25 protein-coding genes are annotated in these 24025 nt (G+C 58.5%); 9 read left to right on the forward strand and 16 right to left on the reverse strand.

Features of this window, described 5'->3' with window-relative positions; genetic code table 11:
- Both COGEMETH_RS21315 and COGEMETH_RS21320 read right to left on the reverse strand, forming a co-directional pair.
- A partial coding sequence (locus COGEMETH_RS21315; protein WP_238184665.1) for a response regulator occupies positions 1–166 on the reverse strand: 166 nt, incomplete at its 3' end.
- Between the two features lie 430 nt (positions 167–596).
- Positions 597–1004, reverse strand: a complete 408-nt coding sequence (locus COGEMETH_RS21320; RefSeq protein WP_238184618.1) for a hypothetical protein — start codon at positions 1002–1004, stop codon at positions 597–599.
- Positions 1005–1081: 77 nt separating this feature from the next.
- Between COGEMETH_RS21320 and COGEMETH_RS21325 the strand changes: the two genes are divergently transcribed.
- Positions 1082–1309, forward strand: a complete 228-nt coding sequence (locus COGEMETH_RS21325; protein ID WP_238184620.1) for a hypothetical protein — start codon at positions 1082–1084, stop codon at positions 1307–1309.
- A 189-nt stretch (positions 1310–1498) separates the two neighbouring features.
- Complete coding sequence (locus COGEMETH_RS21330) at positions 1499–2968, forward strand: DUF8370 family protein (RefSeq protein ID WP_238184622.1); 1470 nt, start codon at positions 1499–1501, stop codon at positions 2966–2968.
- On the opposite strand, the gene COGEMETH_RS21335 is transcribed toward COGEMETH_RS21330, so the two are convergent.
- Entirely contained in the window at positions 2951–3319 is a 369-nt protein-coding gene (locus COGEMETH_RS21335; RefSeq protein ID WP_238184623.1) for a DUF4113 domain-containing protein, read from the reverse strand. The genes COGEMETH_RS21330 and COGEMETH_RS21335 overlap by 18 nt on opposite strands.
- 56 nt (positions 3320–3375) lie before the next feature.
- On the opposite strand from COGEMETH_RS21335, the gene COGEMETH_RS21340 reads away from it, so the two are divergent.
- Positions 3376–4323, forward strand: coding sequence for a LysR family transcriptional regulator (locus COGEMETH_RS21340; protein WP_238184625.1), 948 nt, complete (start codon positions 3376–3378; stop codon positions 4321–4323).
- Between the two features lie 23 nt (positions 4324–4346).
- Here the strand turns inward: COGEMETH_RS21340 and COGEMETH_RS21345 are convergent, their stop codons facing one another.
- The 4 genes from COGEMETH_RS21345 to COGEMETH_RS21360 all read right to left on the reverse strand — a co-directional run bounded on the left by COGEMETH_RS21345 (position 4347) and on the right by COGEMETH_RS21360 (position 6815).
- Positions 4347–4604 (reverse strand): hypothetical protein, encoded by a 258-nt coding sequence (locus COGEMETH_RS21345; RefSeq protein WP_238184627.1) that lies wholly within the window; start codon positions 4602–4604, stop codon positions 4347–4349.
- A 182-nt stretch (positions 4605–4786) separates the two neighbouring features.
- Positions 4787–6130: a Y-family DNA polymerase gene (locus COGEMETH_RS21350; RefSeq protein ID WP_238184628.1), complete on the reverse strand. Its 1344-nt coding sequence runs from the start codon at positions 6128–6130 to the stop codon at positions 4787–4789.
- Positions 6127–6579 carry a LexA family protein gene (locus COGEMETH_RS21355; RefSeq protein ID WP_238184630.1) on the reverse strand — a complete coding sequence of 151 codons (453 nt, stop codon included), beginning with the start codon at positions 6577–6579 and terminating at the stop codon, positions 6127–6129. Before COGEMETH_RS21355 ends, COGEMETH_RS21350 begins: the two co-directional genes overlap by 4 nt.
- Complete coding sequence (locus COGEMETH_RS21360; RefSeq protein WP_238184631.1) at positions 6576–6815, reverse strand: hypothetical protein; 240 nt, start codon at positions 6813–6815, stop codon at positions 6576–6578. The genes COGEMETH_RS21355 and COGEMETH_RS21360 overlap by 4 nt, the downstream gene beginning before the upstream one ends.
- Positions 6816–6857: 42 nt before the next feature.
- On the opposite strand from COGEMETH_RS21360, the gene COGEMETH_RS21365 reads away from it, so the two are divergent.
- The gene (locus tag COGEMETH_RS21365; protein WP_238184632.1) at positions 6858–7211 is read left to right on the forward strand and encodes a DUF6894 family protein; all 354 of its coding nucleotides are present in this window, start codon (positions 6858–6860) and stop codon (positions 7209–7211) included.
- Positions 7202–7456, forward strand: coding sequence for a hypothetical protein (locus tag COGEMETH_RS21370; RefSeq protein WP_238184634.1), 255 nt, complete (start codon positions 7202–7204; stop codon positions 7454–7456). The genes COGEMETH_RS21365 and COGEMETH_RS21370 overlap by 10 nt, the downstream gene beginning before the upstream one ends.
- 179 nt (positions 7457–7635) lie before the next feature.
- Here COGEMETH_RS21370 and COGEMETH_RS21375 read toward each other — a convergent pair whose 3' ends face one another.
- Positions 7636–8202, reverse strand: coding sequence for a Ros/MucR family transcriptional regulator (locus COGEMETH_RS21375; protein ID WP_238184636.1), 567 nt, complete (start codon positions 8200–8202; stop codon positions 7636–7638).
- A gap of 352 nt (positions 8203–8554) precedes the next feature.
- Between COGEMETH_RS21375 and COGEMETH_RS21380 the strand changes: the two genes are divergently transcribed.
- Positions 8555–8986: a Ros/MucR family transcriptional regulator gene (locus COGEMETH_RS21380; RefSeq protein ID WP_238184638.1), complete on the forward strand. Its 432-nt coding sequence runs from the start codon at positions 8555–8557 to the stop codon at positions 8984–8986.
- 458 nt (positions 8987–9444) lie between these two features.
- Here the strand turns inward: COGEMETH_RS21380 and COGEMETH_RS21390 are convergent, their stop codons facing one another.
- From COGEMETH_RS21390 to COGEMETH_RS21400, 3 genes are all read right to left on the reverse strand, one after another.
- On the reverse strand, positions 9445–9921 hold the full coding sequence (locus COGEMETH_RS21390) for a hypothetical protein (RefSeq protein WP_238184641.1): 477 nt from the start codon (positions 9919–9921) through the stop codon (positions 9445–9447).
- A gap of 158 nt (positions 9922–10079) precedes the next feature.
- A complete protein-coding gene (locus tag COGEMETH_RS21395) occupies positions 10080–12215 on the reverse strand; it encodes a phage/plasmid primase, P4 family (RefSeq protein WP_238184643.1) in 2136 nt (711 codons plus the stop codon).
- 76 nt (positions 12216–12291) lie between these two features.
- Entirely contained in the window at positions 12292–12738 is a 447-nt protein-coding gene (locus tag COGEMETH_RS21400) for a MerR family transcriptional regulator (protein WP_238184645.1), read from the reverse strand.
- A 508-nt stretch (positions 12739–13246) separates the two neighbouring features.
- Here COGEMETH_RS21400 and COGEMETH_RS21405 point away from each other — a divergent pair.
- Positions 13247–14143, forward strand: coding sequence for an HNH endonuclease (locus tag COGEMETH_RS21405; protein WP_238184647.1), 897 nt, complete (start codon positions 13247–13249; stop codon positions 14141–14143).
- Positions 14144–14351: 208 nt separating this feature from the next.
- Here the strand turns inward: COGEMETH_RS21405 and COGEMETH_RS21410 are convergent, their stop codons facing one another.
- Positions 14352–17810 (reverse strand): class I SAM-dependent DNA methyltransferase, encoded by a 3459-nt coding sequence (locus tag COGEMETH_RS21410; protein WP_238184649.1) that lies wholly within the window; start codon positions 17808–17810, stop codon positions 14352–14354.
- Between the two features lie 1079 nt (positions 17811–18889).
- Positions 18890–19441 carry a T4SS efffector SepA family protein gene (locus COGEMETH_RS21420; protein ID WP_238184653.1) on the reverse strand — a complete coding sequence of 184 codons (552 nt, stop codon included), beginning with the start codon at positions 19439–19441 and terminating at the stop codon, positions 18890–18892.
- Between the two features lie 358 nt (positions 19442–19799).
- On the opposite strand from COGEMETH_RS21420, the gene COGEMETH_RS21425 reads away from it, so the two are divergent.
- Together COGEMETH_RS21425 and COGEMETH_RS21430 are read left to right on the forward strand one after the other, a co-directional pair.
- Positions 19800–20447 carry an AAA family ATPase gene (locus COGEMETH_RS21425; RefSeq protein ID WP_238184655.1) on the forward strand — a complete coding sequence of 216 codons (648 nt, stop codon included), beginning with the start codon at positions 19800–19802 and terminating at the stop codon, positions 20445–20447.
- 1 nt (position 20448) lies between these two features.
- Positions 20449–20721 (forward strand): hypothetical protein, encoded by a 273-nt coding sequence (locus COGEMETH_RS21430; RefSeq protein ID WP_238184657.1) that lies wholly within the window; start codon positions 20449–20451, stop codon positions 20719–20721.
- Positions 20722–20872: 151 nt separating this feature from the next.
- Here COGEMETH_RS21430 and COGEMETH_RS21435 read toward each other — a convergent pair whose 3' ends face one another.
- The 3 genes from COGEMETH_RS21435 to COGEMETH_RS21445 all read right to left on the reverse strand — a co-directional run bounded on the left by COGEMETH_RS21435 (position 20873) and on the right by COGEMETH_RS21445 (position 23827).
- Positions 20873–21562 (reverse strand): recombinase family protein, encoded by a 690-nt coding sequence (locus COGEMETH_RS21435; protein ID WP_238184659.1) that lies wholly within the window; start codon positions 21560–21562, stop codon positions 20873–20875.
- Between the two features lie 462 nt (positions 21563–22024).
- Entirely contained in the window at positions 22025–23074 is a 1050-nt protein-coding gene (locus COGEMETH_RS21440) for a restriction endonuclease (RefSeq protein ID WP_238184660.1), read from the reverse strand.
- A 39-nt stretch (positions 23075–23113) separates the two neighbouring features.
- The gene (locus COGEMETH_RS21445; RefSeq protein ID WP_238184662.1) at positions 23114–23827 is read right to left on the reverse strand and encodes a hypothetical protein; all 714 of its coding nucleotides are present in this window, start codon (positions 23825–23827) and stop codon (positions 23114–23116) included.
- Positions 23828–24025 lie beyond the last annotated feature (198 nt).

Genomic DNA, 24025 nt, shown 5'->3' on the forward strand with positions numbered 1-24025 from the left:
CGGGCAGGTTCAGGTCGAGCAGGATGATGTCGTAATCGTAGAGTTTCCCGAGATCGACACCCTCCTCACCAAGGTCTGTGGTGTAGGTGTTGAAGTTCTCGGACTTGAGCATCAATTCGATGCTCGCTGCGACCGACGTGTCGTCCTCGATCAGCAGCACGCGCATACGAATGGTCCTTAAAAGGTTGTAACCTCTTAACCAACCATCGGCAACAAACCGTTAAGGCTTGGCTCCAGTGAGCCCACCGCGCTCCAGGTCGAGGTTCTGGCCCTGCATCGAGACGAGGGCAGATCCAACGAGCATGTCGGGATAGCGCCGTAAGAGGGTTTACCTCGCAATAGAAAAGCCGACACGTTTTCCCGACGGAAAAGGCGTGGTTTGAGATAGCTCGTTCCGCACGCTTGAGTGCCGTCGGGAAAACGATCGTTTGTTGGACACTGGGTGAAACGCATTATCACCCAGATGAACGAGGCGCACAGATTATCTGCTGTGAGAGGGGTTCCTAGGCCGATTTTTGATGCGCTAAATCTCGAGATGAACAAACCACACGGCGGCAATGCACATTTTCGATTTTTGAACGCGCGGCAAAATCTGACTAATGGCGGTAGCTTATCCCACGTATCATATAGTCGATTTTTGCTAATCTCTCAACTGTCTCATACAGTTCGTCCATAATTTCGCGGGGCACTATGTTTTCATTCATAAATGCACCTGAGATTTCAATCGAACCTTCCACAATTCCCTCTTTTTTGAGCAACTTAATAATATGTTTTGGTATTTGACTTAGATTAGAACTATGGCTTGAAGTACCATCTCTATTAATTACAGCCATCTGCTTGCCTCTAAAATAGAGATGTGTATGGTCTTGAGTGCGCTCTATATACTTTTTATCAGTTCGTGCACGCCAACCTTTGGGTAAATCGAACCAATCGTCACTTTCCTCGATCACTATGTTAGCAAGGCGTTCAGCTTCTGCATCCTCCTTGCGAACCAAGATAATCATGTCACTAACCCCTATGGACCGATCTGCTAGCCTTGGAGTTCTACATAATGCCCGAATGATGGAAACCGAGGTATGTGATGGCTGAAACCACTGAGGAGTTGATCGGTGAGCGGTTCACGCAGGGAGTTCTTGATGAAATCATCGATGCATTTGTCACGGCCGGCAAAGAGCCTTCTGAGCAATTTCTTGATGGATTGACGGTTCTCTATAGCAAAAGTCCAAACGAACTTCGACGATATTTTGCTATCAGGGCCAAATCGCAGGGAAGCAATCTTCTATCAGATCACTTACGCGATACTGATTGAGCCAACTAAGCTTTACGCCAAGCCGCCCCTTGCGCCGTTGGATATAACACAGGCGGGGGGCGGTTCAGCAACTTTGCGACATGGTGATACTACCATGCGTTGACGACATCCAGGTTTCACACCTAGACTAATTGCTAAGACAAATTCCGGTTCTGGCAGAGCCGCTTAGCAGGGGTGCAACGGCTCTCAATGGCAACCTTCTTCAATGAGTTTTTTGGCGTCAGCGCCGATGACGTAGACGAGTACGGCGCTTTTAACGTCTCACTCATCAACGACCTTCCCCTGTTCATTGATCCTTTCCTGTTATTCAACAGCAAAAATTCTGACTATGAACAGCTTCACGAGGATATTCTGAAATACATCATCTTTCTGCGCGAGGAAGTTGCGGCAGGCCGTGTTAATGATGATCTAATCAATGCTTGGTTCCGCTTTCCAGAAGTCAAACAAAATTGGCTTGGCTTTTCGATGGTCGGCAACAGCGGCTCCGGCCTAGGAAGTAAATTTGCCGTCGCATTAAGATCCAACCTGCAGACGGTCTTTGCCAATTTTGGCAGCGAGCAGGTGACGAAGGGTAGTCATCTGGAAAAGGTTTGTTTGGTCAGTGAGGGGGTCGGACGCGATAATATCAGCGATTTCACCCTGAACCTCATTCTCGATTTTATCTGCCGTTATACGCAGGAATTTGCCATACAACATATAGCGCCAGAGCTGCGTAAAAAGGTTTGGATACAGAAAGCCAAATTCAATTATGAGACTAAATCATGGCAACGCCTGCAATACGAGCTGCCGTTCATTGACGGCGATTATGTTCTACTTACTCCAAAGGACATTCTTACGCGGGACGACAACTGGATCAACAAAGGCGACATGGTGCACCAATTTGAGGAAATACCGGTTGCCATCCCTGACAATCAATTACGCGGGCAAGTGTTCGCTTATTTCGATAGCGTCCTAGCAAAGCCTCTTGATCGAAAGCCAAGCGCAGAGGAACACGCCGAAGCAGTTATTAAGACGTATTTAAAATTTCCGCAGCTGGTTGATTGGTATATCAAATACAAAGAGGACAATGGAGACAAAGCCCGCGATATAAGCTTAGAAAAGGTCGCTCTAACTAAGTTCATGTTTGAGCAACAGGTAAAAGATATTCAGGCGCAGCTTGGAGCTGAGACGGATTTTTATAAGGTGACCGGGTCAACCTATGAGGAGACCCATCAGCGCCTAGCATTTTTCAAGAGTGTCATTGAGGATAAAGGCGGCCACCGCATCTTCTGGCACGGCACCGAATGCATCCAGCGCGAAAGCGATCTGCAGATCCTATGCAAGTTCATCTGGTACGGCACCCCGTCAGATGCGAGCGCGGAGGTCAACGACGGGCGCGGACCGGTTGATTTCAAGATAAGCCGAGGAGCATTCGATAAAACACTTATTGAAATGAAACTTGCCAAAAATACGAAGTTGAAACAAAATCTAGAGAAACAATTACCAATTTATCTGTCCGCCAGTGAGGCTAAGAAAGGAATTAAGGTTATAATCTATTTTTCAGCATCCGAAGAAGCTAAAGTGAATGCTATACTGAAAGAAATGGGCATCGAAGGTCACAAGGATATTGTTTTGATCGACGCCCGGAATGACAACAAACCATCAGGCTCCAAGGCTTGAACGCTCAACAGCTCCCCCCGGCGCGTGGTGTAGCGCGGTAAATGAACCTCCGCCCGGAGTTGCCCATCCCCAATCCACCCCGGTGGCGGCGAACTGCACCCGATCCCGGTTATACCGGAGGTTGATCACGTCCACCGCCAGCATCGGCGCCACCCGGCGCGGATCGTCCGGCCGCAAGAACAGCGAGCCTTGCACGCTATCCGCCGGGGCGAGATCGAGCAAGAGAATTCCGGTTTTCTTGTAGCGGAACCCCGGCTTGTAGATACCGCGCAGGCCATGCGGCGCCGCATGGCCTGCGCGGATCAAGCGGATCACGCCGTTGGCTGCGAAGAAGCTGAGTTCGGTTGGCACGACGCGGTGATCTGGGTGGTCTAGGCGTGCTTAAACGTCGGCGGTAGTGGCAGGCTATGACGATCAAGCATCACGAGCTGGCCGGTGTCGATCTGAACCTCCTCGTGGCCCTCGACGCGCTGCTGACCGAGCGCAGCGTGACGCGGGCGGCCGGGCATGTCGGGATCGGACAGTCCGCGATGAGCAGCAGCCTGGCGCGCCTGCGCAAGCTGTTGGGCGACGAACTGCTGACACGCGCGCCGGAGGGCATGCACCTGACCCCGCGTGCCATGGCGCTTGTCGAACCCGTTCGGGCGGTCCTGCGCCAGTTCCAGGGCATCGTCCTGCGCGAGGACACGTTCGACCCGGCCACGATGGAGCACACCTTCACGATCGCCTTGCCGGGCAGCGTCGAAAGCTACCTCGTCCCGCGCCTGCTGGCCCTGCTGCAGCGCGAGGCGCCCGGTGTGCGCTTGACCCTACGCGCACTCGATTACGGCACGGTTCAAAACGAACTCGACGCCGACCTGATTGACTTCGGCATCGGCGTCATCACGGAGGGACAGGCCCATCACAAGCTTCGGGCCCTCTACCGCTTCGGCTACCTCTGCCTGTTCAATGCCGACCTGCTCAGCGTCCCCGCACCCCTGTCCCTCGACGACTACCTGCGGTTTCCACACATCATGACGAGCATGACGGGGACGGATCGCGGCCTGGTCGACGTGGCCCTGGCTGCCATCGGCCGGCGCCGCAGGCTCGCTGCGACGACACCCCGGTTCACGACCGTGGCCTTCCACGTGCAGGCCGCTCCGGTCATCGCGACCATGATCGATGAACTGGCGAAGAGCTTCGCCACGCAGCTCGGGCTCACGACCAGCCCGGTGCCGGTGCCGCTCGACGAGTTCACCTACTCGATGATCTGGCACGCCTCCTACGACAACGACCCCGCGCACCGTTGGCTACGCGGGGTCCTCGTGCGGCTTGGTCGGGAGGCGATGGGCGAGAACGCCGATGCGGCCCCGTGAGACGGGGCCGCGGGCGTCGGGCGTCAGAGGGCACCGAGCCTGACGTTGGTCGCCTGAGCTTCGCGCGTCGCCGGAGCCGTGGGCAGCCACCGCACCGCTCCCGGGACGGCAAAGCCGCCCTGGCGCAGGACCTGACCGGCGTTTGCCGCGATCCCGCGGGTCCGGTAGGCCTGGGTGATGGTGCCCAGCGCGGTGAAGGCATTGCTCACGGCGACCTCGGCGGCTGAAACCGGGCCGAACGTGGTGAAGATCAAGGCGAGGGCGGCGGCGAAGGCATTCATACGGTTGGACATCGTTCGATCCTCGGGAGTGACGGCGGGCCATCCCGTCGTTCGATGGACCGAAGATGCGCATCATGGTCTCATTGCTCAAACAGATGCTATAGATATCGTCAATTGATTTTATCAATTCAAATGCGGGTTGGATGCCATGTCAGGTGTGAACTGGCTGGGTAATGCACATTCTATGGTCGCCATTTGCCTGCACATGCCACCGGCAGCTCCGTCACCTGCGTCGTGTAGCGCGGGCTGCGCATCTCGAACTTCGTCGACCACGCCCGCCTCTCGACCAAACCGGCCCGCGCCGGCACTACGGCACCGCGGCCCCAGCGCGCGTTGCAGACATCGATTGCCGCCATCAGCGGGCCGGACCGCTCCCGATCGAGCTGGCCGATCAGCGCCCGCGGGCTCATCTCCAGCGGCACCAGGTCGACCGTGACCACGCCGGCCTTGTTGTAGCGCCAGGGGTGCGAGCCCGGCTCGCGCCAGGTCTTGGTCACGCCGAGCCGCGCCGCCTTGATCAGCGTAAGGCTGTCGTTCGTATGCTCGGGCAGGCGCACCGTCGTCGAGACCGAGCGCTGCGGCCGGTCCCGGTCGTACTCGCTCGTATGGTAGAAGACCGTGACGTGGTCGGTGCCCAGCCCATCGCGCCGCAGTTTCTCCCCGAGCCGGGTCGCGTGCGCCGCCACTGACTGCTCCAGCGTCGCCCGGTCCTCAACGCGGGACGCGAACGAGCGGGTCACGGCGCAGCCCTTCCGGCGTGCCGGCACCAGCTCCAGCGGCAGGCACGACAGACCGCGCAGTTCGTGGATGATGCGCTCACCCACGACGCTCAGGCTCTTGCGCACCGGCCGGGGATCGAGGTCGCGCAGGTCGGCGACGCTGTCGACGCCCATGGCCTCCAGCTTCGCGAGCGATGCCCGGCCGATGCCCCAGACCTCGCCGACATGCACGTGGCAGAGCCAGTGGTCGTAGGCCACTGGGTCGGTGAGGTCGCAGACGCCTCCCAACTCGGGGATCGTCTTGGCGACGTGGTTGGCGAGCTTGGCCAGCGTCTTAGTCGGGCCGATGCCGACGCAGGTCGGGATGCCGGTCCAGGCCCGCACCGTGGCGCGCAGGTCCAGCGCGAGCGCCATCCGGTCGCGCTCGCGCACATCGGAGAGGTCCAAAAAGCTCTCGTCGATCGAGTAGATCTCCACGTCCGGCGCGAAGGTCCGGTAGACCGCGTTGGTGCGGGCGCTCATGTCGCCGTAGAGGGTGTAGTTCGAGGAGAAGACGCGCACGCCTTGGGCCCGGCACATGTCGCGGATCTTGAAGTACGGCTCACCCATGCGGATACCGAGCGCCTTGGCCTCGGCTGTCCGGGCGATGGCGTTGCCATCGTTGTTGGATAGGACGATCACCGGCACGCTGGCGAGCTTCGGATCGAACACACGCTCACAGGAGCAGTAGAAGCTGTTGCCGTCGATGAGCGCGATGGCGCGCCCGCCGCCAATCCGATCGCGTAAGCGCGGCGCAGGGCCGCTCACGACAGCCGCGCGCGTGCGAGGTGCCAGCGGATTGAGAACCGCAGCACACCCCAGATCTCGACCTCGCCATACTCGTCAACGGCAAACGTCGGCATCTCGGGATTGTCGAAGTCGAGGCGCGCCCGATTGCCGACCACCCGATAGCGCTTGCACGAGAGCTGCCCATCGACCACCGCGACGACCACGGAGCCGTCCTCGGCCAGGAGGCTGCGATCGATGCAGACGAGGTCGCGATCGTAGATGCCGGCGCCGCGCATGCTCTCGCCGCGGATCTGCATCAGGAAGGTAGCCGGTGGGTTCGGTACGAGCCAGCGCGGCAACTCCAGCGCGCCTTCCAGGAAGTCGTCGGCCGGGCTCGGGAAGCCGGCGCACAGCGCTTGCCCGATCAGGGGCACGCGCACCGCATCCGTGCTGCCGAGGATCAGCTCGTCGACCGCGTAGGGGCTCACGCGGCGTCGCTCGCCGACGCTGCGGCCGCCCCGCCTCGAACGTAGCCGCGCGAGATTAGGCGGTTGCGCTGCAGGGTCCGGCGGTCCGCCTCCGCAAGGTCGGACAGTGCGTCCTCGACCGCCCGCACGAGTGCGGTCCAGGCGTCGCCGCGGCTGGCCCGCTGATAAGCGAGTGCGATCGTCTCGGCCTCGCTCAGCCGGATCTCCACAGGCGGTTCATATGGCTGGGGGTGCATCGCGGCTCCAACTTGTCCAAGAACATACAAGGAACAAACGGTGTGGACGATGGCAGTTCAACCAGACAGGCCGCGATTTTGAACGCGACGGTGAAGTGCTGTGGAGCGGAGGGTAAACCGCCAATGCCGACGCGGCTTTACCGCTTCCACTGCACCGACGGGCACGATCTCGTCGCCGACATGCGGGGCAAGCGGCTGCCGACACTGGCGCTGATGCGGCTTCACGCCGAGCGGGTTGCCCTGGATCTGATGCTACACGGTGACCGCCTCGATTGGTCGGCCTGGACCATCGAAGTCTACGACGCCAAGGGCAGGCTGCTGATGTCCAAGGCGTTCACGGCCGTGCGTGACGAGCTGCCAGCCTTGGGGCAGAGGGGGAAGCGCGCATGGGGATGAAGACGACCTTCGTGGTCCAGACGTTCATGACCAAGCGGAAACGCCTGGTACCCGGCGACCGCGAGGTGGCGCCGACGGAGAATGGTGCGCTGAAGAAGGCGGAGGCGATGGCTGGCCGGATGCCCGGCACCGCGGCGCTCAAGATCGTCGCCGACGATGAGACCGGCGAGCTGGAAAGCGCGACGATCCTCGGGCAGTTCGGCGAGGTGCCGGACGACTTCGCGGAGAGCCTACAGGGTGGCTAAGGTGTGAGGCGGCTCGGCCCCGCCGCCCGATCTGATCACGGGTCGGCGGGGGAGGTCGACTATCTCACCGGCAGTAGGCCGATACGCAACTTGGCCCAGGCGTAGGATGCCGGCACTTGGTTAGGAGCACGTCACTGCCGAGGGTGCAGACACGTGCCACAACGGGGCGCTGAGCGGCCTTAAGCCTTCTCAGGTACCTTCTTCGGGCTTTTGGTTTTCGGAGCCGCCTCGGACGCTTCTGCGGCCTTGCGCGGCCGACCGCGGGGCTTAGGCGCCTCAGAGATCGTCTCGTCCGTCTCCACAGCCTTTGAGGCTGCCTTGCGCCGCTGTTGGCCCAGGCCGAGCGAACGCGCCAGCTCGGAACGCTGCGCAGAGTAGGCGGGCGATGTCGAAGGATAATCCGACGGCAGACCGTAGCGCGCCCGGTACTCTTCGAACGTCATGCCGTTCGTGGTCAGGTGGCGCTTGAGGGTCTTGTACCGCTTGCCGTCAACGAAGCTGATGAGCGCGTCTGGCGTGATCGACTTCTTGATCTGCGCCGGCGTCGGCTTCTCGGGGCCAGCGGGCTCGGCAGACGTCGGGTTGGCAAGGCCCGCAACGGCAGCATGCACGCTGGCAATCACGCTAGGCAGCTCCGACACCGGCACGTTGTTGTTCGACACGTAGGCCGTGACGAGGTCGGCAGCGAGTTCGATGAAGTTGTTTGGCTGAGCTTCGGCTTGTTCGTCCACAATGATCCCTTTCATCTAGAGGGTCTATCGCTCTACCGCGCAGGATAAGACGTCAAGCCACGTCCGTGCAAAATACGCTGTCGAATGCTATAAAGCGAATAGAAATTTGTTGCTGCGCGTCGTTAGTGCGGAGGCAGGCAACAGCCAAATGCATCGCGCCTGACCTGGCGCCGCCGCGGAGCGCCCTGAAAAGCCTGGGCCGCCCTGACGGGACACCCCGGCTCACTTTTTCCCGAAACCATGTCCATCGTTCATGCGTACGGATCAAAACAGGCTCGCACGATTTTGTGCGAGCTACGCCTTGATTTGGCACGAAGTTCGGTAGATCTCACGCCAGAGGGGCACTCACAGGACAACCTAAGTGACTATGGAACACCAGGATCAGATAGCTGATACGCTCGGGCTGGCTAGCGAAATCGTTGCAGCATACGTTTCCAACAACCGAGTGTCGGTGACTGAGCTTCCGGGCCTGATTGGAAGCGTCCACGCGGCGCTCAACGGCATCAAGAACAGGACGGGTGCCGCGGCTACCGACGCCCCAGTCGAGGAGATCGAGAAGCCGACTGCGGCACAGATCCGCAAGTCGATCCGGCCCGACGGTCTCGTTAGCTTCATCGACGGCAAGGCCTACAAGACGCTGAAGCGCCACCTAACAAAGCACGGGCTGAACCCACACAGCTACCGGGCGAAGTTCGGCCTGCCAGCCGATTATCCGACGACCGCAGCCTCGTACTCAGCAGCCCGCTCCGCTCTCGCCAAGAACATTGGCCTAGGCCGGCCCGGCCGCTTGGCAGCCTGAGCGGTTCACAAGAGCCCGTCGCAATCAGGCGACGGGCTTGGGGCATCAACAGCCCTGTAGACGCCCTAAGCGTTTTTGTGACCGCGGATCTCACCAGTGGGGGGATCTGCGACCTTAACGGACAGCTCCAGTCGTCTCGACCTCGACCGGAGAGACAGCTGCTCTCGTTCTGGTCAGGGACGGCGTGGTGGTTAGATCAGAAATTGGACGAACGTTCGCTGTGGCACGAGCCTGCTCGCGGTAGAGCGGGGGGGTGAGATTGGTGCGTTCATCTGCCATCGCCGTACCAATCACGGTAGCAAATGCGAGGGCGCCAAAAACGACAGAACGGATGGACATGGTAGTGATCCCTCGAGAGTTTCAGGGGCATTGCCTTGTTTCGAGAGGGAATATACTTCGCACTGCAACATGGAACAAACAGATTGGATCGATAGCACGTATCGATTTCGTCAATGCTTCTAGCTGAGGATTAGACCGTCAAGGTAGGCCTGCCATCCGACGGCAGTGAACCGGACGTCACTCTGCACCGGGCCTTCGGCCTCGGCCAAGCGCCGTACCCAGTCAGTCGTGGCGAACCCTTCTCCAAGGTTGGCGTCGAGGAAGTCGAACCAACGGGACTTAGTGTCGAAGGGCTCGCCGCACCGGCCGGCGAGCCAGGCTTCGATCGCATCGATCCGGTAGTAGTTCGGTCTGCCGGTTGCCAGTCGGAACCAGGTGGCGGGCAACTCGGCGGGGCCGATGCCGCGGCATCGCCACGTCGCGAAGTTGCCCCGGTCGATCCCGAGGGTAGCCACCAGGGTGCGGGTGCTGATGACAGCCCACGGCGCCCGCTCACCGAAAGACGTCTCGGAGACCCGCGGGAGGCTGCTCAGGCCGGTCGCAAGTTTGCTGATAGTAGTGCCGACCCGACTGGAAGTGCCCAGTTCGTATTTCATCACTCGCCTCATTCATGCCCATCCACACCCTTGGTGGGCGCAGGCGTAGATTGATCAAAAAGTGCTAGTATTTTGGGGGAGGGGGTAACTTTCTCTTTCTCGATTTGTTTTATTTTCTCTTCTCAGAGAAGTTACCCCCTCCCCCTATTTGCTAGTACTTAGTACCGAGACCGCAACCCGATCACGGTCTCGCCCGCCTGCGCCGTCTCGATGGTGAAGCCGAGCTGCTTCAAGCGTGCGCCGAACTTGTCGAGCCCGAGCGGGTGGATCTGCTCCTGCATGCAGGCCGTGCGGTAGACCCGGTGGAGATCGCTCAGCGGCTGGGTGCCATCCCGGATGCAGCTCTCGTCCACGAAGCGTTCGATCCGACCGGTGGTGCGCCTCCAGGCCGCCGTCCGCTGGCGCACCACCTCCGGCACCTGGAGGCCGTCGCGGGCGTAGGCGCCGGCACCCTCGATCAGCCAGCCCAGGATGCCCTCAGCCTCTTCGGCCAACAGGGTCTCGACCAGTCTTGGGTCCCGCTCGGCCTCCGGCACGGTGAAGTCGAACGGGATGAGCGTCAGGCGCCGCCAGACCGCCTCGTCGGCCTCGTCGCAGGCCGGTAGGTGGTTGGCGAGCATCAGCACCACTCCGGTCATCTCGAACTCCACCATGGTGCGCCCGTAGGGTGCGCGGGCTTGGATGCCGTCCTGCCCGGTGAGGCGCTTGACTAGCTCCTTGTCGAGCTTGCGCCGGCTGTCCGGCTCGGGGACGAAGACGGCGCGTGCACCTCGGAAAGCCATCAGGTCGGCCCGCGGGGCGTTGCTGGTGATGTCCATGTCCGAGGCCAGGAAGGTCTCACCCGCCGGGCGGATGAGGAGCGGGCCGAGCAGTCCGGCCATCACTCGCGCGACAGTGGACTTGCTGTCTGCACCCTCACCCCGCAGCATGAAGAAGAGCTGCTCGCACGGGTTACCCATGACGCTGTAGCCCAGGACGCGCTGGAAGAACGGACCTAGTTCACCCGGCAGCGCCCGCGTGATCACCGCCTCCCAGCGCGGGCAGGCCATCCCGGGCGTGAAGGTGTACGGCGAGCCGCGGGTTGCCAGCTTCTCCCGGGCGTTCGGGTGGAGCACGCCGGTCGCCAACTCCACCATGCCGTTCGCGACTGGTAGGAAGCCCGGGAAGGTGTCGAGCTGCACCAACGTGACGACGATCCGCGGGTCTGTCTGCGCGACCTTGAGGGCAGAATTGATGCGTTTGTGCTCGCCCACCTGCTTGGCCCAGGCCACTGCCTTGTCCCGCCCGCGGGTCGCCTTCTTGTCATCGACCACCGGGATAGCTTCTGCCTCGGCGAGCATGGCCAAGGCCATTTCCAGGAAGAGCTGCACCACCCTGCCCGTCTCGTCGCGCTCCCAGAGAGCGCCGTTCCAGATGAGCCATTTGCCCTCGTCTGCGACGAAGCGGAGGTCGTCACCTACCTCGTCGATAAACCGTGCGGCCAGCCCGTGGTCGTTGCTGGTGTAGCGCGGCGCCCCAGCCGCCCACGTCATGGCCGAGCGCACGACCCCGTTGACCTCATCCAGGTCGAGCGGCGGCAGGAAGGTGCTGTTCTTGGCGATCAGGGCCGCGCGCACCTCGTCCTCGCCCGCCCCGCGCGCGCGCAGGCGCCCCGCCTCACGGGTCAGCGCGACGTTCCGGCCACCCGGCCTCATGCCCCCGCCCCCGCCGGGCGGCTTCGGCTCGGGCTTGAGGAGGACCGCCAGGAGCCAGCCCGGGATCTCTGCGATTTCCACATCGCCGGGTGCGAGACCGTCGAGCCAGCGGTAGGGGTTACCGTCACCGTTTACGCTGGGCTCGACCACGATCTGGCCCCGCTCGGACTTGAGGTCGAGGCCTGGCAGGAAGCCCGCCCGGTTCTTCAACGTCACACCGCGCACGCGGAACAGCATGTGGAGCCCACCACCGCCGGTCTGCTGCGTCGGGGTCTGCGGGAATGGTCCGTGATCGGCCTCCAACGCCTTGATCGTGTCGAGGCCGCCGTTGCGCGCGTCCACGTCGAGCGCGACGATCTCGTTGCCCATGAGGAGGCCGATGTTCTGGCGAAACCCCTCGGGGAAGAAGTCGGAGAGGGTGTCGAGGTCTGTCGTCGCCTTCTCCTGCCAGCCGGTCATGCTGGGGATCTTGCTCCCGAACTTCAGGGGGAAGGACCGCAGGTTGGCCCGGGCGTAGGCGAAGGCGAAGTCCCTGGCCGAGCAGACGTTGAATTCGGGCGAGAGGGTGTTGCCGAAGATCGGCGGAGATGCCATGTTCATGGGGTCAGTAATCCTTGTCGATGATTGGCGTAAGTCACGGGCTCAGCTCTGCTGTAACAGAGCTGAGCCTTTCTTTTTATTGGATGGGATAGTTGCTGATCCAGTCGCGCAATTCTTCGCCATCATCGCCGCCGCCCGGCGGCGGGTTCAGCTTGAGCCACTGGATGAAGTGTGGGGCGAGACCAGTGACTTCGTCCTCGGCGGGGATGAGGGGCCGGCCGGGGAACTCAGCCCAGTAGCTGCCGATCAGGGAGATCATGGGCACAACGTGCCCACGCAGGCCGCCCTTCTCGAAGTCGCGGCGTAGCCGATAGGCGATGTCCGCGGCCGTGCTGTGAAGGATCATTAGGTCGGGCTGCTTTGCGGCGGCCTCCCCGATCTTAGCCTCGACGTCCGCGACGCGGACTAGGACCCGGCGCCCGATCCGGGTGGTGGAGAGGTGGCGGACGACCGTTTTGCGGCCGACACCCAGGCGCACGGCTGCCTTCGTGGCGCTGATCAGCGCCCCGTTGGGGTACTTCATGGCTATTTTCCTTGTGAACACAGGAGAAAATTCTGTGCTTGAGCGCAAATGGGGCCTATTATCGAGACCCGCAAGGCCAGCCAGACCATCAAACAGACATTAGAAACAATTTACCCCGGCTATCTTCTTATCAACTTCCGGAGGCTGCCATCAACTTCCTGAAACTGACCCCGATCTTCTTAACCCGATCGACTTCGACCTTCATACGCCGAGCGTCTTATTCGCACTCCATGAAAAACCAAAACACGTAGCCACGTGAGCACGTGATCTTAAGGCATAGCAGCCTCGGGCGCTGCCATCACCGCTGATGGTTCAGACGAGTTGCAAGCGCAGGTTCAGGAGCGCGGGCAGATTTCCTGGTGTCGACCGCGCTCGGCAGCTTATGGTTACGGACCTGAGTGCCGCCAAGACACAACCCAACAGCAATAAGCAGCCCACAAAACGAAGGCTCGACCGGATCGACCCGTGTCCGGTCGCAGCGCGAGATGGGCAGAGCAGGAGACCGGGTATGTCGAGCTATTGGCTTACGTTCAAACCCCTTGGCCCTGGAGCGCCGAGAGGATGGCCAATCGAACATCTCCGAGATCTGATCCGGCGTGTCGACGCTGATCCCGATAGCACGACCGAGTGGTGGCGGATTGCCGCTCACGGATCGGCGAGCGCAGGCGAGCGCGTCTACATCTTTCAACAAGGGACTAATCCACGTGGCATTTTTGGTGTCGGTAGGATCGTGGGCAGCCCTAAAAAGATGCGCACATCAACCGACCCTGACGTGCGTCCACGGGCTCAGATAAGGTTTGAGCGACTGGTCGATCCGACAACGGGGTTCCTGCTCCCCTTAGAGGCAATCGACGATGTTGTGCCGGCAACGCTCGTTAACGCTTTTGCGAGCGGCTGGAAGGTCGCTGATGAAGTTGCCGATGAACTCGAGAAAAGGCTCGCTCCATTGCTGGCGCCCGTCGCTCCAACTGATAGCAGCGCGTTTGACCCCAGCAGCTCGACCGACGAGCGCGAGAAGCTCCTACGTCAAATTCATGCTCGACGCGGGCAACCTGAGTTCCGAGCAAAGCTACTGAAGGCTTATGGCGGATGCTGCGCCATGACTGGCTGCACGGTGGAAGCCGCTCTGGAGGCCGCACATCTGAGCCCCTATCAAGGACCTCAGACCAACCACGTCACGAATGGGATCTTGCTACGCGCCGACATCCATACGCTCTACGATTGTGGGCTGATTTCTATCAATCCAGAAACACGGGAAGTTGTCGTTTCCAGTACGCTGGCGGGGTCAGAGTACGCGACAATAGCCGGTAGACCTGTGAAAAACCCTGCGAGCCCCGCTGACAAGCCAAGTACGGAGAACTTGCGGGCATGCTTCAAGAGGTTTGAGACCTGTCCGCCATTCTAGCATATGACCCCTCTTAGGCGTCCTCACCACTAGTGGTTCACACCAGCTCCATGCGCAGGTTCAGGAGCGCGGGGCTGGCGAGCGTCCACCGGCGGTCACGTAGCCCCAACGAGAAATGCGCCAGCCTTGCCCAGGCGGTTCGGACTTCGAATGCTCACAGTGCCCTACTCTAGATCTATCTCAGTACCACAAACTTTGATAACCGATTTTATGCAGCCCTTAGAGCGATATAGCGTCCATCAACGGCAGCAGTTACGCGACCATACCGTGCGAGAGTAGTAAGAACCTGTGCGACCCGCTGCTCGATACGCTTGCCGCCCCGCTTGAAGCCGCGTGCCAACTCCGCGGCATCCATCGGTCGTCCGGCGGATAGCAGCAAGGCTTCGATCGCGAGCGGCTGTTCATAGCGGTCTGTCGGGAAGGAAGGCAGCGACTTATCAATAGCGACGACCATCTCATTGAGGTCGAGTTCACCCGTTTTTGCCGCGGCACCTTTGGAGAAACGCGGAATTTGATAATCTGGACGCAACCAGCGGACATACCCACCGGCCTCCTCCTGTGCACGTTGGGCGTTCAGCGCTACAAGCCTCTCAAGGATCTGCTCGTCTGTAAGATCATGGGGCCATCCGTAGGCTTCTGCAGTCAGACGATCAATCGCCTCGTGAAGTTCCTTCAGTATCAACACCGACCCGCGACATGAAACGTCCTCATCTCTTTCACTAAATTTTCCTTTCATTCGAGTTATTTCAAGTAAATTATATAGATCTGTTAGCGTAAAATCAGCATTTTCTGCACGAACACGTTTGCGTATAGCGTCAAGTTCTTCTCCAATTGACTGTAAATCTCTCCTTATAAACTCATTTAGGATAGGGAAAGGGAAAGGTTCAAAAACGAGGCTCTTGTTCCACCGTGGATCATCCCCTACTCCGAGCCAACCTCCAGCGCGAAGCGAGAATTTTACATGAATTTTTGAACTAAGTACTGCAAGAATTTCTGCGGCATCGGAAGCAACAACGACGATACCATCATCGACTATTATATCTCCATCTATGAATTCAAATATTCTATTTGGAGATGTATCAACTGTTCCAATGTACCTTTTAATATCACGTATGGCTGGCCTAAGTTCTGATCGAGGCTCGCCAAAAATCCACCAATTATCGCGGTACGTCGATCTGTTATTCCATTCACGACCAGTCTTTTGACCTCTACTATTCACCATAGGCTGTCCATCTGGACCAAAGTCATAGCGAACACGTTTGAGAAGATATTGAAATGCCTCTGGATACTGAACTCTAATTGTCTCCTCTTTAACGCCATAAAAATCTAAAACATACTTTATTCGATTTTTTCTTAGATCTCGGCCATTACAATATCTCTTAATATAATTTTCTAATCCGATGCGCTTATCGCCTCCCAGGAATTCTATTTCGCTTGGCTTAACAATAAAACCCTTGCCATGAAGCTTCACGCCGTCGTGACTAAGCCCTTCGTTTGCCAACAACTTGTTCATTCTTGTTACGTCTACACCAACAGTCAGATCACTGTTAATCTTTCCCTTAGTTTGCCGAAATACTAACTCAGGTTGATCTGTCGTTAGTCCAGTCTCTTTTAAGACCTCCAGCAGAGTTCCATTGGTGGAAGAACACTCCACCACGGTCATTGCAATGCGTACCGCAGCAGCATCTGGAGTAGATTTTGTCCATGGATGATTGTCCACGGCCCACACTAGGGAAATAGGTCGCTTCGCATTTAGCCATCTTTGTATTGTTCTTCGCTGAAATACTTGAGAGATCGAGTTGGTAGTGACAAAACCAAAACGACGAGTTAATGATTTAGCACTTGTTATTATATCAGCAGCTCTATCCCACCAGTACATTACAAAATCAGCGCTATCGTTCATCTCTGCGTGAACGGCCCAGAGTGCTTCTGCGTAGCCGTTACCAAACTCATCTCGTACAGCTTGCCCAGCAACGAATGGTGGATTGCCGACAATGAATTCCGCCTCCGGCCAAACAGGCCGTTTTGCATTAGGGTAGATCTTTTCCTGCCCATATTTTTCGGGTTGTCCGGGAACCGGGCATCCATCCCAGCTCAGGACTGCATCATAGCCCTGTCGCAGACCAAAATTGATGTTTTGAAATGCACGTAGGATTGGTTCTGCGGGGTGCCCACTGCGTGTTCGATAGTGTTGCTGTAGGTACCCGATCCAGACGACAAGTTCAGCGATAGCTGCGGCACGCGGGTTCAGCTCTAGTCCTAAGAACTGGTGGGGGTCCACTGTCTCGCGCTCTAGACCCATGCTCTCTGCTTCGCCAAGTTGTGCAAGAGTTTCCAGCACCTCACCTTCGAGCGTCTTCATCAACTCCAGTGACACATAAAGAAAATTTCCGGTGCCGCAGGCAGGATCAAGTACTCTGGTCGCAGAAAGCTGATGGTGGAATTCTCGTACGAGTGTAACCGCACGCCTTTCGTCACCATCTTCCTTGGCCTGTTGGACTTTAGTCAGCGTAGCCTGCCAATCGGCCCGTAATGGCTCCATCACAGTCACATCGACGAGGCGCTGAACGTAGGCACGTGGTGTGTAATGTGCTCCAAGCTTGCGGCGCTCGGTCTTGTCCAAGGCCTGTTCTAAAAGGGTGCCAAAGATGGCGGGATCGACTTCGGTCCACGAGGCTTTGGCTGCGGCTAGCAATTCACCGATTTCCTCGCGGCCAAGCGAGAACGCGCGCGCATCCTTGAACAAGTTGCCGTTAAAGTAGCGCAGCTTCTGGCGAAAAGCCGAGTAGAAGCGCTTGGCTTCCAGTGGCTCGTCCATCTTAGCCCATAGCTCTTCGAGGAGCGGCGCAAAAGCGTCAGGTCTCTCGACGCAGTCCTCCAAGAGCTTGGAGAAGGCCCCCTTTGGCAGAAGGTCTACGTCCTCGGCAAACATCGTGAAGATACAACGCATCAGGAAGTGCGCGACATCCTCGGCTTGATGATCTGCTTCTAGGGCTTTACTCACTGAGGCCAAACGCTTGGCGATCTCGCGGGTGACGCGAGCAGCTTCCTTAGTTGGGTCAAGCGTGTGCGGCTCGGTCCAGATCCTCGCAAGTCGCACTCTGATCTCGGGTTTCCGCAGATCCTCCAGATAAATCCGGAACCCTTTGCGGTCTGGGAATTGGCTGTAGGCGCGGCCTGTGCCAGTGAAATCGGCATAGACCTCTAGGGAGTGACCTACGTCGCACGTAAGAATGAACGGCGGTGCCGGATGGTTGGCGTCGAGCAGGAAGACATAGGTCTCAGCCTGCTTGCGTGCGTTCTGCATCATCACATCCCAGCCGCGCGCAATGCTGCGGCGCCCGAGTTGCTCTGGCACGTCGGGCAGCATGGAGAGTTGACCGGGAATGGCGTTCTTTTTACCCGGCAGGCGAGACTGCTTTGCCTCTAGGATGAAGGCGTTCTTTTTGTAGAGGTCGATGCGCTTAGGAGCAGTTAGGCTGTTACTCTCACGAGGCCGGACGGCGCGCTCGAAGACGTAGTCGTTTTTTGCTCGCTCAACGCCAGCTGGATCCGGTCGTGGCACGTCCAGTACGTCACACAGCTCCGACAGGAACATCTGATAGTTGGCACGTTCTGCGCCGCCTTCGCGAGCAGTCCACCGGCTGATGAACGCTTCTACGTCCATGCCTTCCCCCCAAGTTGGACGCACGTTCACTCCCTCGCAGGTTGTTCTTCATACCGTCCAGCCATATGCGTTAGATGCACGAGCTTCGCGGTCTCGGCCACCCGCTCCGGCCTTCGGATCACCATACCCGTGAATGCGATCCTGTCGTCCCGACAGCTTCTGCATCGGTTCCGCTGGTCGCTTCGTTGCCTTCCTAGAAGAACCTGTAATCGTGCCGGCTCCTCTCTGGCCCCCACCCTCCTGACGGGCCAGGCGCATCCATGTGAGCCATTCGCGCGAGACCACGGACACCCGGTTGGTGTCATTCCTGAAAGCCGAGACCCGGCGCACCTCGATCTTCACCAGCCCAAGGTCTCGGGCCGCGCGCATCGCTCGCTTCACCGAGCTGACGGACACGCCCGCGACCGCCGCCAAGTGAGCGTGGGCCAAGGTGCACCGCCCGTGTTTCACGCTCTCAGCCGCCACCACTGCCAGAACAGCGGTCTCCGCAGTGGTGAAGCGGGAGGCGAGACTCGGCGGGAGCCGCCCCGAGGCCGCCCAGCGGCGCCTCCGCTGGAGGCTTTCATCCGTCCGGGGCCTCGATCCCCGCCGAGCTAGCGTGGCCCGTGGCGGGGCTGGAACAGCCTTCCTGCCCTCGATCAGCGAGGACAGCGTCTCGGCCTCGGCCTCGGTGACACTGCCGGCGGCGAACGCCTTCCACAGGAGCGCCGACACAGCCGGCAACTCCACGCGCGCAGCGGCCTCGGCCGCCCGGCGAATTTCATCAGCAAACACTTACCTGCCCCTTGGTGGGGCCGCGTTAGGCACAAGCGATCTCGCACGGTACGAAACGTACCGCTTGACGGCCTGGGCCGCCTATGAGAGCCTGCGAACTGTCGGGTGTCGCAAGCACTCATCGATTTCAGAAGCCCTCCCGGTTGGCGCCGTGGGGGCTTCTCTCGTTTCAGGCCTTCAGCAGCTCGTTACGGTCATCTCCAGGCGCAGTGCGCGCCGTGATCGGCGAGCGTGGCTGTCTCGGCCTCACCCGTCAAGTTCGTGGTTAACGCGACGTGTGATGCACCTCCCCTCAGTGAGGAGGGCTAGCCCTTTGGCGTAGCGAGCAGACCTAGATCGCCTGGGAAGGCTGCCTTGGGATTGGCCTGCCAAACGAATGAAACTTCGACGGTTAGATTGAGCGCGGTTGCTAAACGGAAGATCGCCCGCCAAGCAGCATTTGCATCTTGCCCTTGGACAGATACGCCAGCCTCTTGGATAAACTTATATCCGCTTTCTTCTTTTTTACCGACTATACTTGGTACTAAAATTAGATCGTTGATCTCATCAGATGACTTTCCTTGCTTGGCCGCTTCCCGAATGCACTCAACCATAAGTGAATTCCAGTATGTTTCCTTAGGTGGAAAGCGATGACTTCCAAGCTTAACAGATCGAACCGTTGTAAACGAGAGATTTGGTGGCGCAGCCGGGTTAAAAGACCGAGGCCCATCCATGGGTTCTAAAGCTGCTGTTGTCTTGGATGCTTCCAAAGCGTCGAGCGCCCGGTTGACGACAGTATCAATAGTGTCGACCAACGGCACTGCCAGCGCCTGCAAGCGAGAGAATGTAGAGGGATCGAGCGAGACTGACGGTGCCATCGGCTTCTCCTACGGTATGACTCCTATAGCCGTATACGGCTTATAGGCGTATGGCAACCTTTATGGCCCGTGTAGCTCGTCAGGTCTCTTCTCGCCGGTCCATGTTGTCGAAGTTCAGGCCGCGCCGCTTGAACACCTCGCGCAACCCCTCCCCGTAGAGGTCCTGCGATTTCACGTCTCCAGCCTCCGCAATCTTGCGTAGCTCCCGAAGCACCGCCGGATTAGCGTTGGCGAATTGGCGAGGCTTCGCGATCCGCAGTTCGGCACCTAAGAAATTAACTATCCTGTGTTTTAGAAACACCTGCTAATTTGACGTCAAACTGGCGGATGATGGGCCTGTGGTTGAAGGGAAACTGACATGATTTTGATGGTCGGGAACACGAAGGGAGGGGTGGGGAAAACCACGCTGGCCGTGCAGCTTGCTATCGGGCGCGCGAGACAGGGCCGGCAGGTCTGGCTGGTCGACGCTGACACTCAGGGCACGGCTTCAATGTCGATCGCTGAGCGCACTTTGGGGCCTGGGATCGCCTGCTCCTCCTACATCGAGCCCAAGACCCTTCGCAGCCAGGTGAAGCAGCAGCTGGCCGGCTACGACGACGTGGTGATCGACGTCGGCGGCCGGGACAACGGGGTGCTCCGCACCGCGCTGATGCTGACAGACGTGGCCCTAGTCCCATTCGCTCCGATGTCGTTTGATCTATGGGCCATGCACAACATGGCCAAGGCCGTGTCGGACGTGAACGGCGAGCGTGACGGCCTGCGGGTCTTCGCGGTCATGAACCAGGCCGAGCCCCGTGAGAACTCGGTCGACAACGCCGAGGCCGCCTCGGCTGTTAGGGAGATCCCGGAGTTCGAGTACCTCGACCTACCGATCCGCAAGCGCAAGGCCTTCTCCGTGGCCTCGAGCCAGGGCATGGGCGTGCATGAGACGACGCCGCCTGACCCGAAGGCGGTGGCCGAGTTGGATCGGCTCCTAGCCGCCGTGTTTGTGCTGGAGGAAGTCTGAGATGGCGTTGAACACGAAGCCCAAGGCTCTCCGGGTAGAGCCTAGCGACGCAGCTTTCGACCGGGTGGTGGCGAAGGCCAGCGACGTCCGCGCACAGGCGCAAGCCGAAGCTGAACCTCGCAAGGGGATTTGGAAGGGCAAGAAGCGAGCGATCTCCCACACCATTGCGCCCGAACTGCTCAATGAAGTCGACGCGCTCGCCGCGCGTCGGCACCAGACCCGGACAGCCTTTATCAACGGCGCCATTTTTGACGCCATTGAACGGTCAAAATGACGTCAAATAAGTCTAAAATTGACGTCATAAAAATTGGAATAAGAGGTGTAGCTCACCTCTTCTGCACAGCGGTCCTACAACTTCTGCATAATGTAAATTGACGTCAATTTCATATCATAAGAGCTGGTAAAGTGTGGTTTCCACGTGGAAGTCACGTGGCCTCGATCCGCGCTAGCACTCGGCTCACAGCTGCTGCTGTCCAGGCCGATCCTCGGGCCGTACCGATCCCACGCGCATCGAGGCCGGCAGCGAGGTCACGGAGCGATGCCGCGCCCCTAGCCTGTAGCTCGGTGATGACGGGGGCGAGAAGCCGGGCTTGATCCGTTGCCTGCCGTTGTCGCACCAGGACACCGGCTTGGCGCGCGTAGGCACTAGGGATAGTGCCTCGGTTCCCCCCAAGCACCTTACCCCGAGCCTTCGCCGCGGCCAGGGCCGCACGGGTGCGCTGTCCGATCAGCCCGGCTTCGAGTTCGGCAACGGCCGCCATCTGTTGCAGCATGAACCGGCCGGTCGGACCTTCAAGCGCAGGCATGTCGGCGAAGCGCACATCGACCCCGCTCTCTAGAAGCTGGGAGAGGAATGCTACCGACCTGGTGAGCCGATCGACCTTCGCCACCACCAAGGCTGCGCGGCGAAGGCGACACGCATCGAGGGCAGCCCGGAGTTGAAGCCGATCCGCACGCTTGCCACTCTCCACCTCGACGTACTCAGTGAGTAGGCGCCACCGCCCGCCGTTCAGGTAACTCTCCACCACCGCCCGCTGCGCAGCGATGCCATGCCCGTCCGCACCCTGGTGACGGGTCGAGACACGCAGGTAGGAGATGAAGTCGCCAATCGCCATGCTTTGTCTCGTAAGTGTCAACGGACGTTGACTGTCATGATACACAGCACCGCACCAAAGCACTGACCGACCTGTGATGCAGGCACAGGGGAGCGTTATGCCTTACGACATCAGCTCGAACGGGATTAGGATCGGGGTTGGACGCGCTGGCTCGGTGAGGGGGTTGGTGTGAGCGGCGATAGGAAGAGTATGCCCTATCTCGGCAGTATAGTCAATGAATACGTGGGTACATTTCTACAAATACTTATCCACATGCCGACATACTATGTAATCAGCAGTCTTTTTAAATAATATGTAATCCTATTGATTATATCGCCAGCCGCTTCATATAGCACAATCTACGTAAGCAGACTTAATAACATATTTGTCAAATATATCTCCGATCCTAGGATTGCAAAGACACCTCTAGCTATCGTTTTCGAGGCATCTTTGCAGTTAAATATATTATAGATTTATATTATTCTAAATCAACGTAGATTTCAGTTGGCTGTCTTGCTCGACACTAGAGGCAAAGAAGGCAGCATCTCCGAACCGAAGGATCATCCGAGCTACGTCGGGACCGATAAGGAGTTCAACTCGTTTGCCCGTCTCACGCCGGAGTTTTTGGATCTCAGCATCGAATGCTTCAGTCGCAAAATCGGCGGTTGAGATTATCAGACCCATGTCCGCGATGGGATAGTGCTCAAAAGCGCGTTTAATATCTTCGACTGCTTGCAGATCCCAGTGCGTACCAGTGTAAGATTTTACCTGCACGACGCAGGTATGCTGACTTTGAAGGGATGGAATTGGCAGACCGCTCTCATATTCTACAATTAAATCGGCGCCGTGATCGCCGGCACCTCCCTGGCGCGTTACCCTCCTGACCCCTGGCATCAATTTGAATACCTGTTCAAGAAGAATTTCGAGATCGTAGTTTGGGTGCGTATGTTGGATCCGCCGAGTAATATCGATTAGAAGCGGCTCGATCTGGCGTCCGAGTAGAGCGGCACTTGTCGCCTGCGTCCGGGGTCGCGGTGTTATGCCAGATACTAGTGCTGCGCGTAGAAACTCGAACTCGTCCTGCGCGTAGATCCGCCACCAACGCCCCTGAAGGACGAGACGCGCACGAAGTGCAGGTTGCACGCTGGCATCGTTGCGGTCGAACTCCTTTACCGTGGTTGGGTCAACTCCAAAACGGTGATTGAAGTCAGGTGCTGTATGCTTCCAGTAGTAGCCTCTTGTAACTTGAGCCATTGTGCAACGCCCATAACTCGGAACGTTGATGTAAATTACCCAATCGCCTGGAACGAGACCAAGAAGAAATGCTTGGTTGCACTCAATCTCTAGGGGAGTTAGGCTGTCGCGGCCGGACTGTTCAATTTTTGCAGCGATACGTTCCAAATCGACGTCATCATGACCCTCCTCTAGATAGCTCCAGCCAAACCGGCCTTCGCCAGCGTCAAGAGATTTTCTGATTTCATCTACAAGATTTGCCTTTTCTGAAGGACCTTTAAGCGCATAAATTGTTGACATAGACCACTCCATAGAAAGTTACATTTGATTATATTAAATCTAATCGACCGCCCAGCCAGCATTAATAAGGGCGTCGACATTTTTGTAGTCCGAAAACAGCTTGGATTTTGTATCAACGAGGCGGATGACACCGCGATCTAGTTCGTAGCTTTCGATTGTTGAGAACCTACCATTTAGATGCTTGAGGCGAAGCTTCCCCCACTTTTCGATGTGCGGCCAGAAGTTGGCAACGGCCTCGCGGGTTTGGTCCTTGAGGTCATCGGACCAATCCACAACGGGATCGGCATCCTTCGGATCAGGTGACGCAAACAGGGGGATTACGTCCTCCTCATTGTACATATCTGCCCCTGCACAAATCGCCTGAATGGCTAAATCGAAGAGGCAGTTAGGCGCCGTCCAACCGCCGCCGGAATACATGAAGATGCCTCGCATTAAATTCGCCGTGTAGGGCCCGGCTGGATCTGGTTCTTCTCCGTTCCGGGTCGCTCTACAGAACAACTCCCAGTCAGCCGTCAACGCGCGCCGTTCGAGAAAACGTAGGACTACATCTACGGAATTGGTGAGGTCGAGATCTGCAGCCTCTATCGATGTATCGACGTCATCACGCTGCAGAAGGTCGCTTGCCTTCTGCGCCTCCGGCGTATCAGGAAGGAGTACGGTGATGATCTCGTAGCCGAGCCGACGATCGGGGCCACGGGCCTGATTGAGACGAGTACGGAGGACCGCGATGCGATCATAGTCGATGTCGTTCATGGGACGCCTCTTGGTTTTTGCGTCCATGAACCCCGACAGGGCCGTTAGTTCAGACCCTCGCCAGCAATTTTTTCGTCGCCTTTAGCGCCTGCTGTCATGGCGCCTGCCGAATGGGCATTATGGAGTATCACGGCTGATCCTACCCGGCCATAGCCCGCATCTCAGGAGCGCCTTCATGGAGCACGTAGCCGCGGCCCC

The sequence above is a fragment of the Methylobacterium trifolii genome (assembly GCF_022179685.1).
In the GTDB taxonomy this organism is placed as follows: domain Bacteria; phylum Pseudomonadota; class Alphaproteobacteria; order Rhizobiales; family Beijerinckiaceae; genus Methylobacterium; species Methylobacterium trifolii.

Coding starts and splice junctions, on each gene's coding strand:
- COGEMETH_RS21425 (WP_238184655.1), top strand. CDS start 19,800: ATGATTTTGATGGTCGGGAACACGAAGGGAGGGGTGGGGAAAACCACG.
- COGEMETH_RS21375 (WP_238184636.1), bottom strand. CDS start 8,202: ATGAAAGGGATCATTGTGGACGAACAAGCCGAAGCTCAGCCAAACAAC.
- COGEMETH_RS21430 (WP_238184657.1), top strand. CDS start 20,449: ATGGCGTTGAACACGAAGCCCAAGGCTCTCCGGGTAGAGCCTAGCGAC.
- COGEMETH_RS21380 (WP_238184638.1), top strand. CDS start 8,555: ATGGAACACCAGGATCAGATAGCTGATACGCTCGGGCTGGCTAGCGAA.
- COGEMETH_RS21345 (WP_238184627.1), bottom strand. CDS start 4,604: ATGAATGCCTTCGCCGCCGCCCTCGCCTTGATCTTCACCACGTTCGGC.
- COGEMETH_RS21435 (WP_238184659.1), bottom strand. CDS start 21,562: ATGGCGATTGGCGACTTCATCTCCTACCTGCGTGTCTCGACCCGTCAC.
- COGEMETH_RS21320 (WP_238184618.1), bottom strand. CDS start 1,004: ATGATTATCTTGGTTCGCAAGGAGGATGCAGAAGCTGAACGCCTTGCT.
- COGEMETH_RS21360 (WP_238184631.1), bottom strand. CDS start 6,815: ATGCACCCCCAGCCATATGAACCGCCTGTGGAGATCCGGCTGAGCGAG.
- COGEMETH_RS21400 (WP_238184645.1), bottom strand. CDS start 12,738: ATGAAGTACCCCAACGGGGCGCTGATCAGCGCCACGAAGGCAGCCGTG.
- COGEMETH_RS21370 (WP_238184634.1), top strand. CDS start 7,202: ATGGGGATGAAGACGACCTTCGTGGTCCAGACGTTCATGACCAAGCGG.
- COGEMETH_RS21340 (WP_238184625.1), top strand. CDS start 3,376: ATGACGATCAAGCATCACGAGCTGGCCGGTGTCGATCTGAACCTCCTC.
- COGEMETH_RS21445 (WP_238184662.1), bottom strand. CDS start 23,827: ATGAACGACATCGACTATGATCGCATCGCGGTCCTCCGTACTCGTCTC.
- COGEMETH_RS21390 (WP_238184641.1), bottom strand. CDS start 9,921: ATGAAATACGAACTGGGCACTTCCAGTCGGGTCGGCACTACTATCAGC.
- COGEMETH_RS21420 (WP_238184653.1), bottom strand. CDS start 19,441: ATGGCACCGTCAGTCTCGCTCGATCCCTCTACATTCTCTCGCTTGCAG.
- COGEMETH_RS21410 (WP_238184649.1), bottom strand. CDS start 17,810: ATGGACGTAGAAGCGTTCATCAGCCGGTGGACTGCTCGCGAAGGCGGC.
- COGEMETH_RS21325 (WP_238184620.1), top strand. CDS start 1,082: ATGGCTGAAACCACTGAGGAGTTGATCGGTGAGCGGTTCACGCAGGGA.
- COGEMETH_RS21395 (WP_238184643.1), bottom strand. CDS start 12,215: ATGAACATGGCATCTCCGCCGATCTTCGGCAACACCCTCTCGCCCGAA.
- COGEMETH_RS21440 (WP_238184660.1), bottom strand. CDS start 23,074: ATGTCAACAATTTATGCGCTTAAAGGTCCTTCAGAAAAGGCAAATCTT.
- COGEMETH_RS21405 (WP_238184647.1), top strand. CDS start 13,247: ATGTCGAGCTATTGGCTTACGTTCAAACCCCTTGGCCCTGGAGCGCCG.
- COGEMETH_RS21330 (WP_238184622.1), top strand. CDS start 1,499: ATGGCAACCTTCTTCAATGAGTTTTTTGGCGTCAGCGCCGATGACGTA.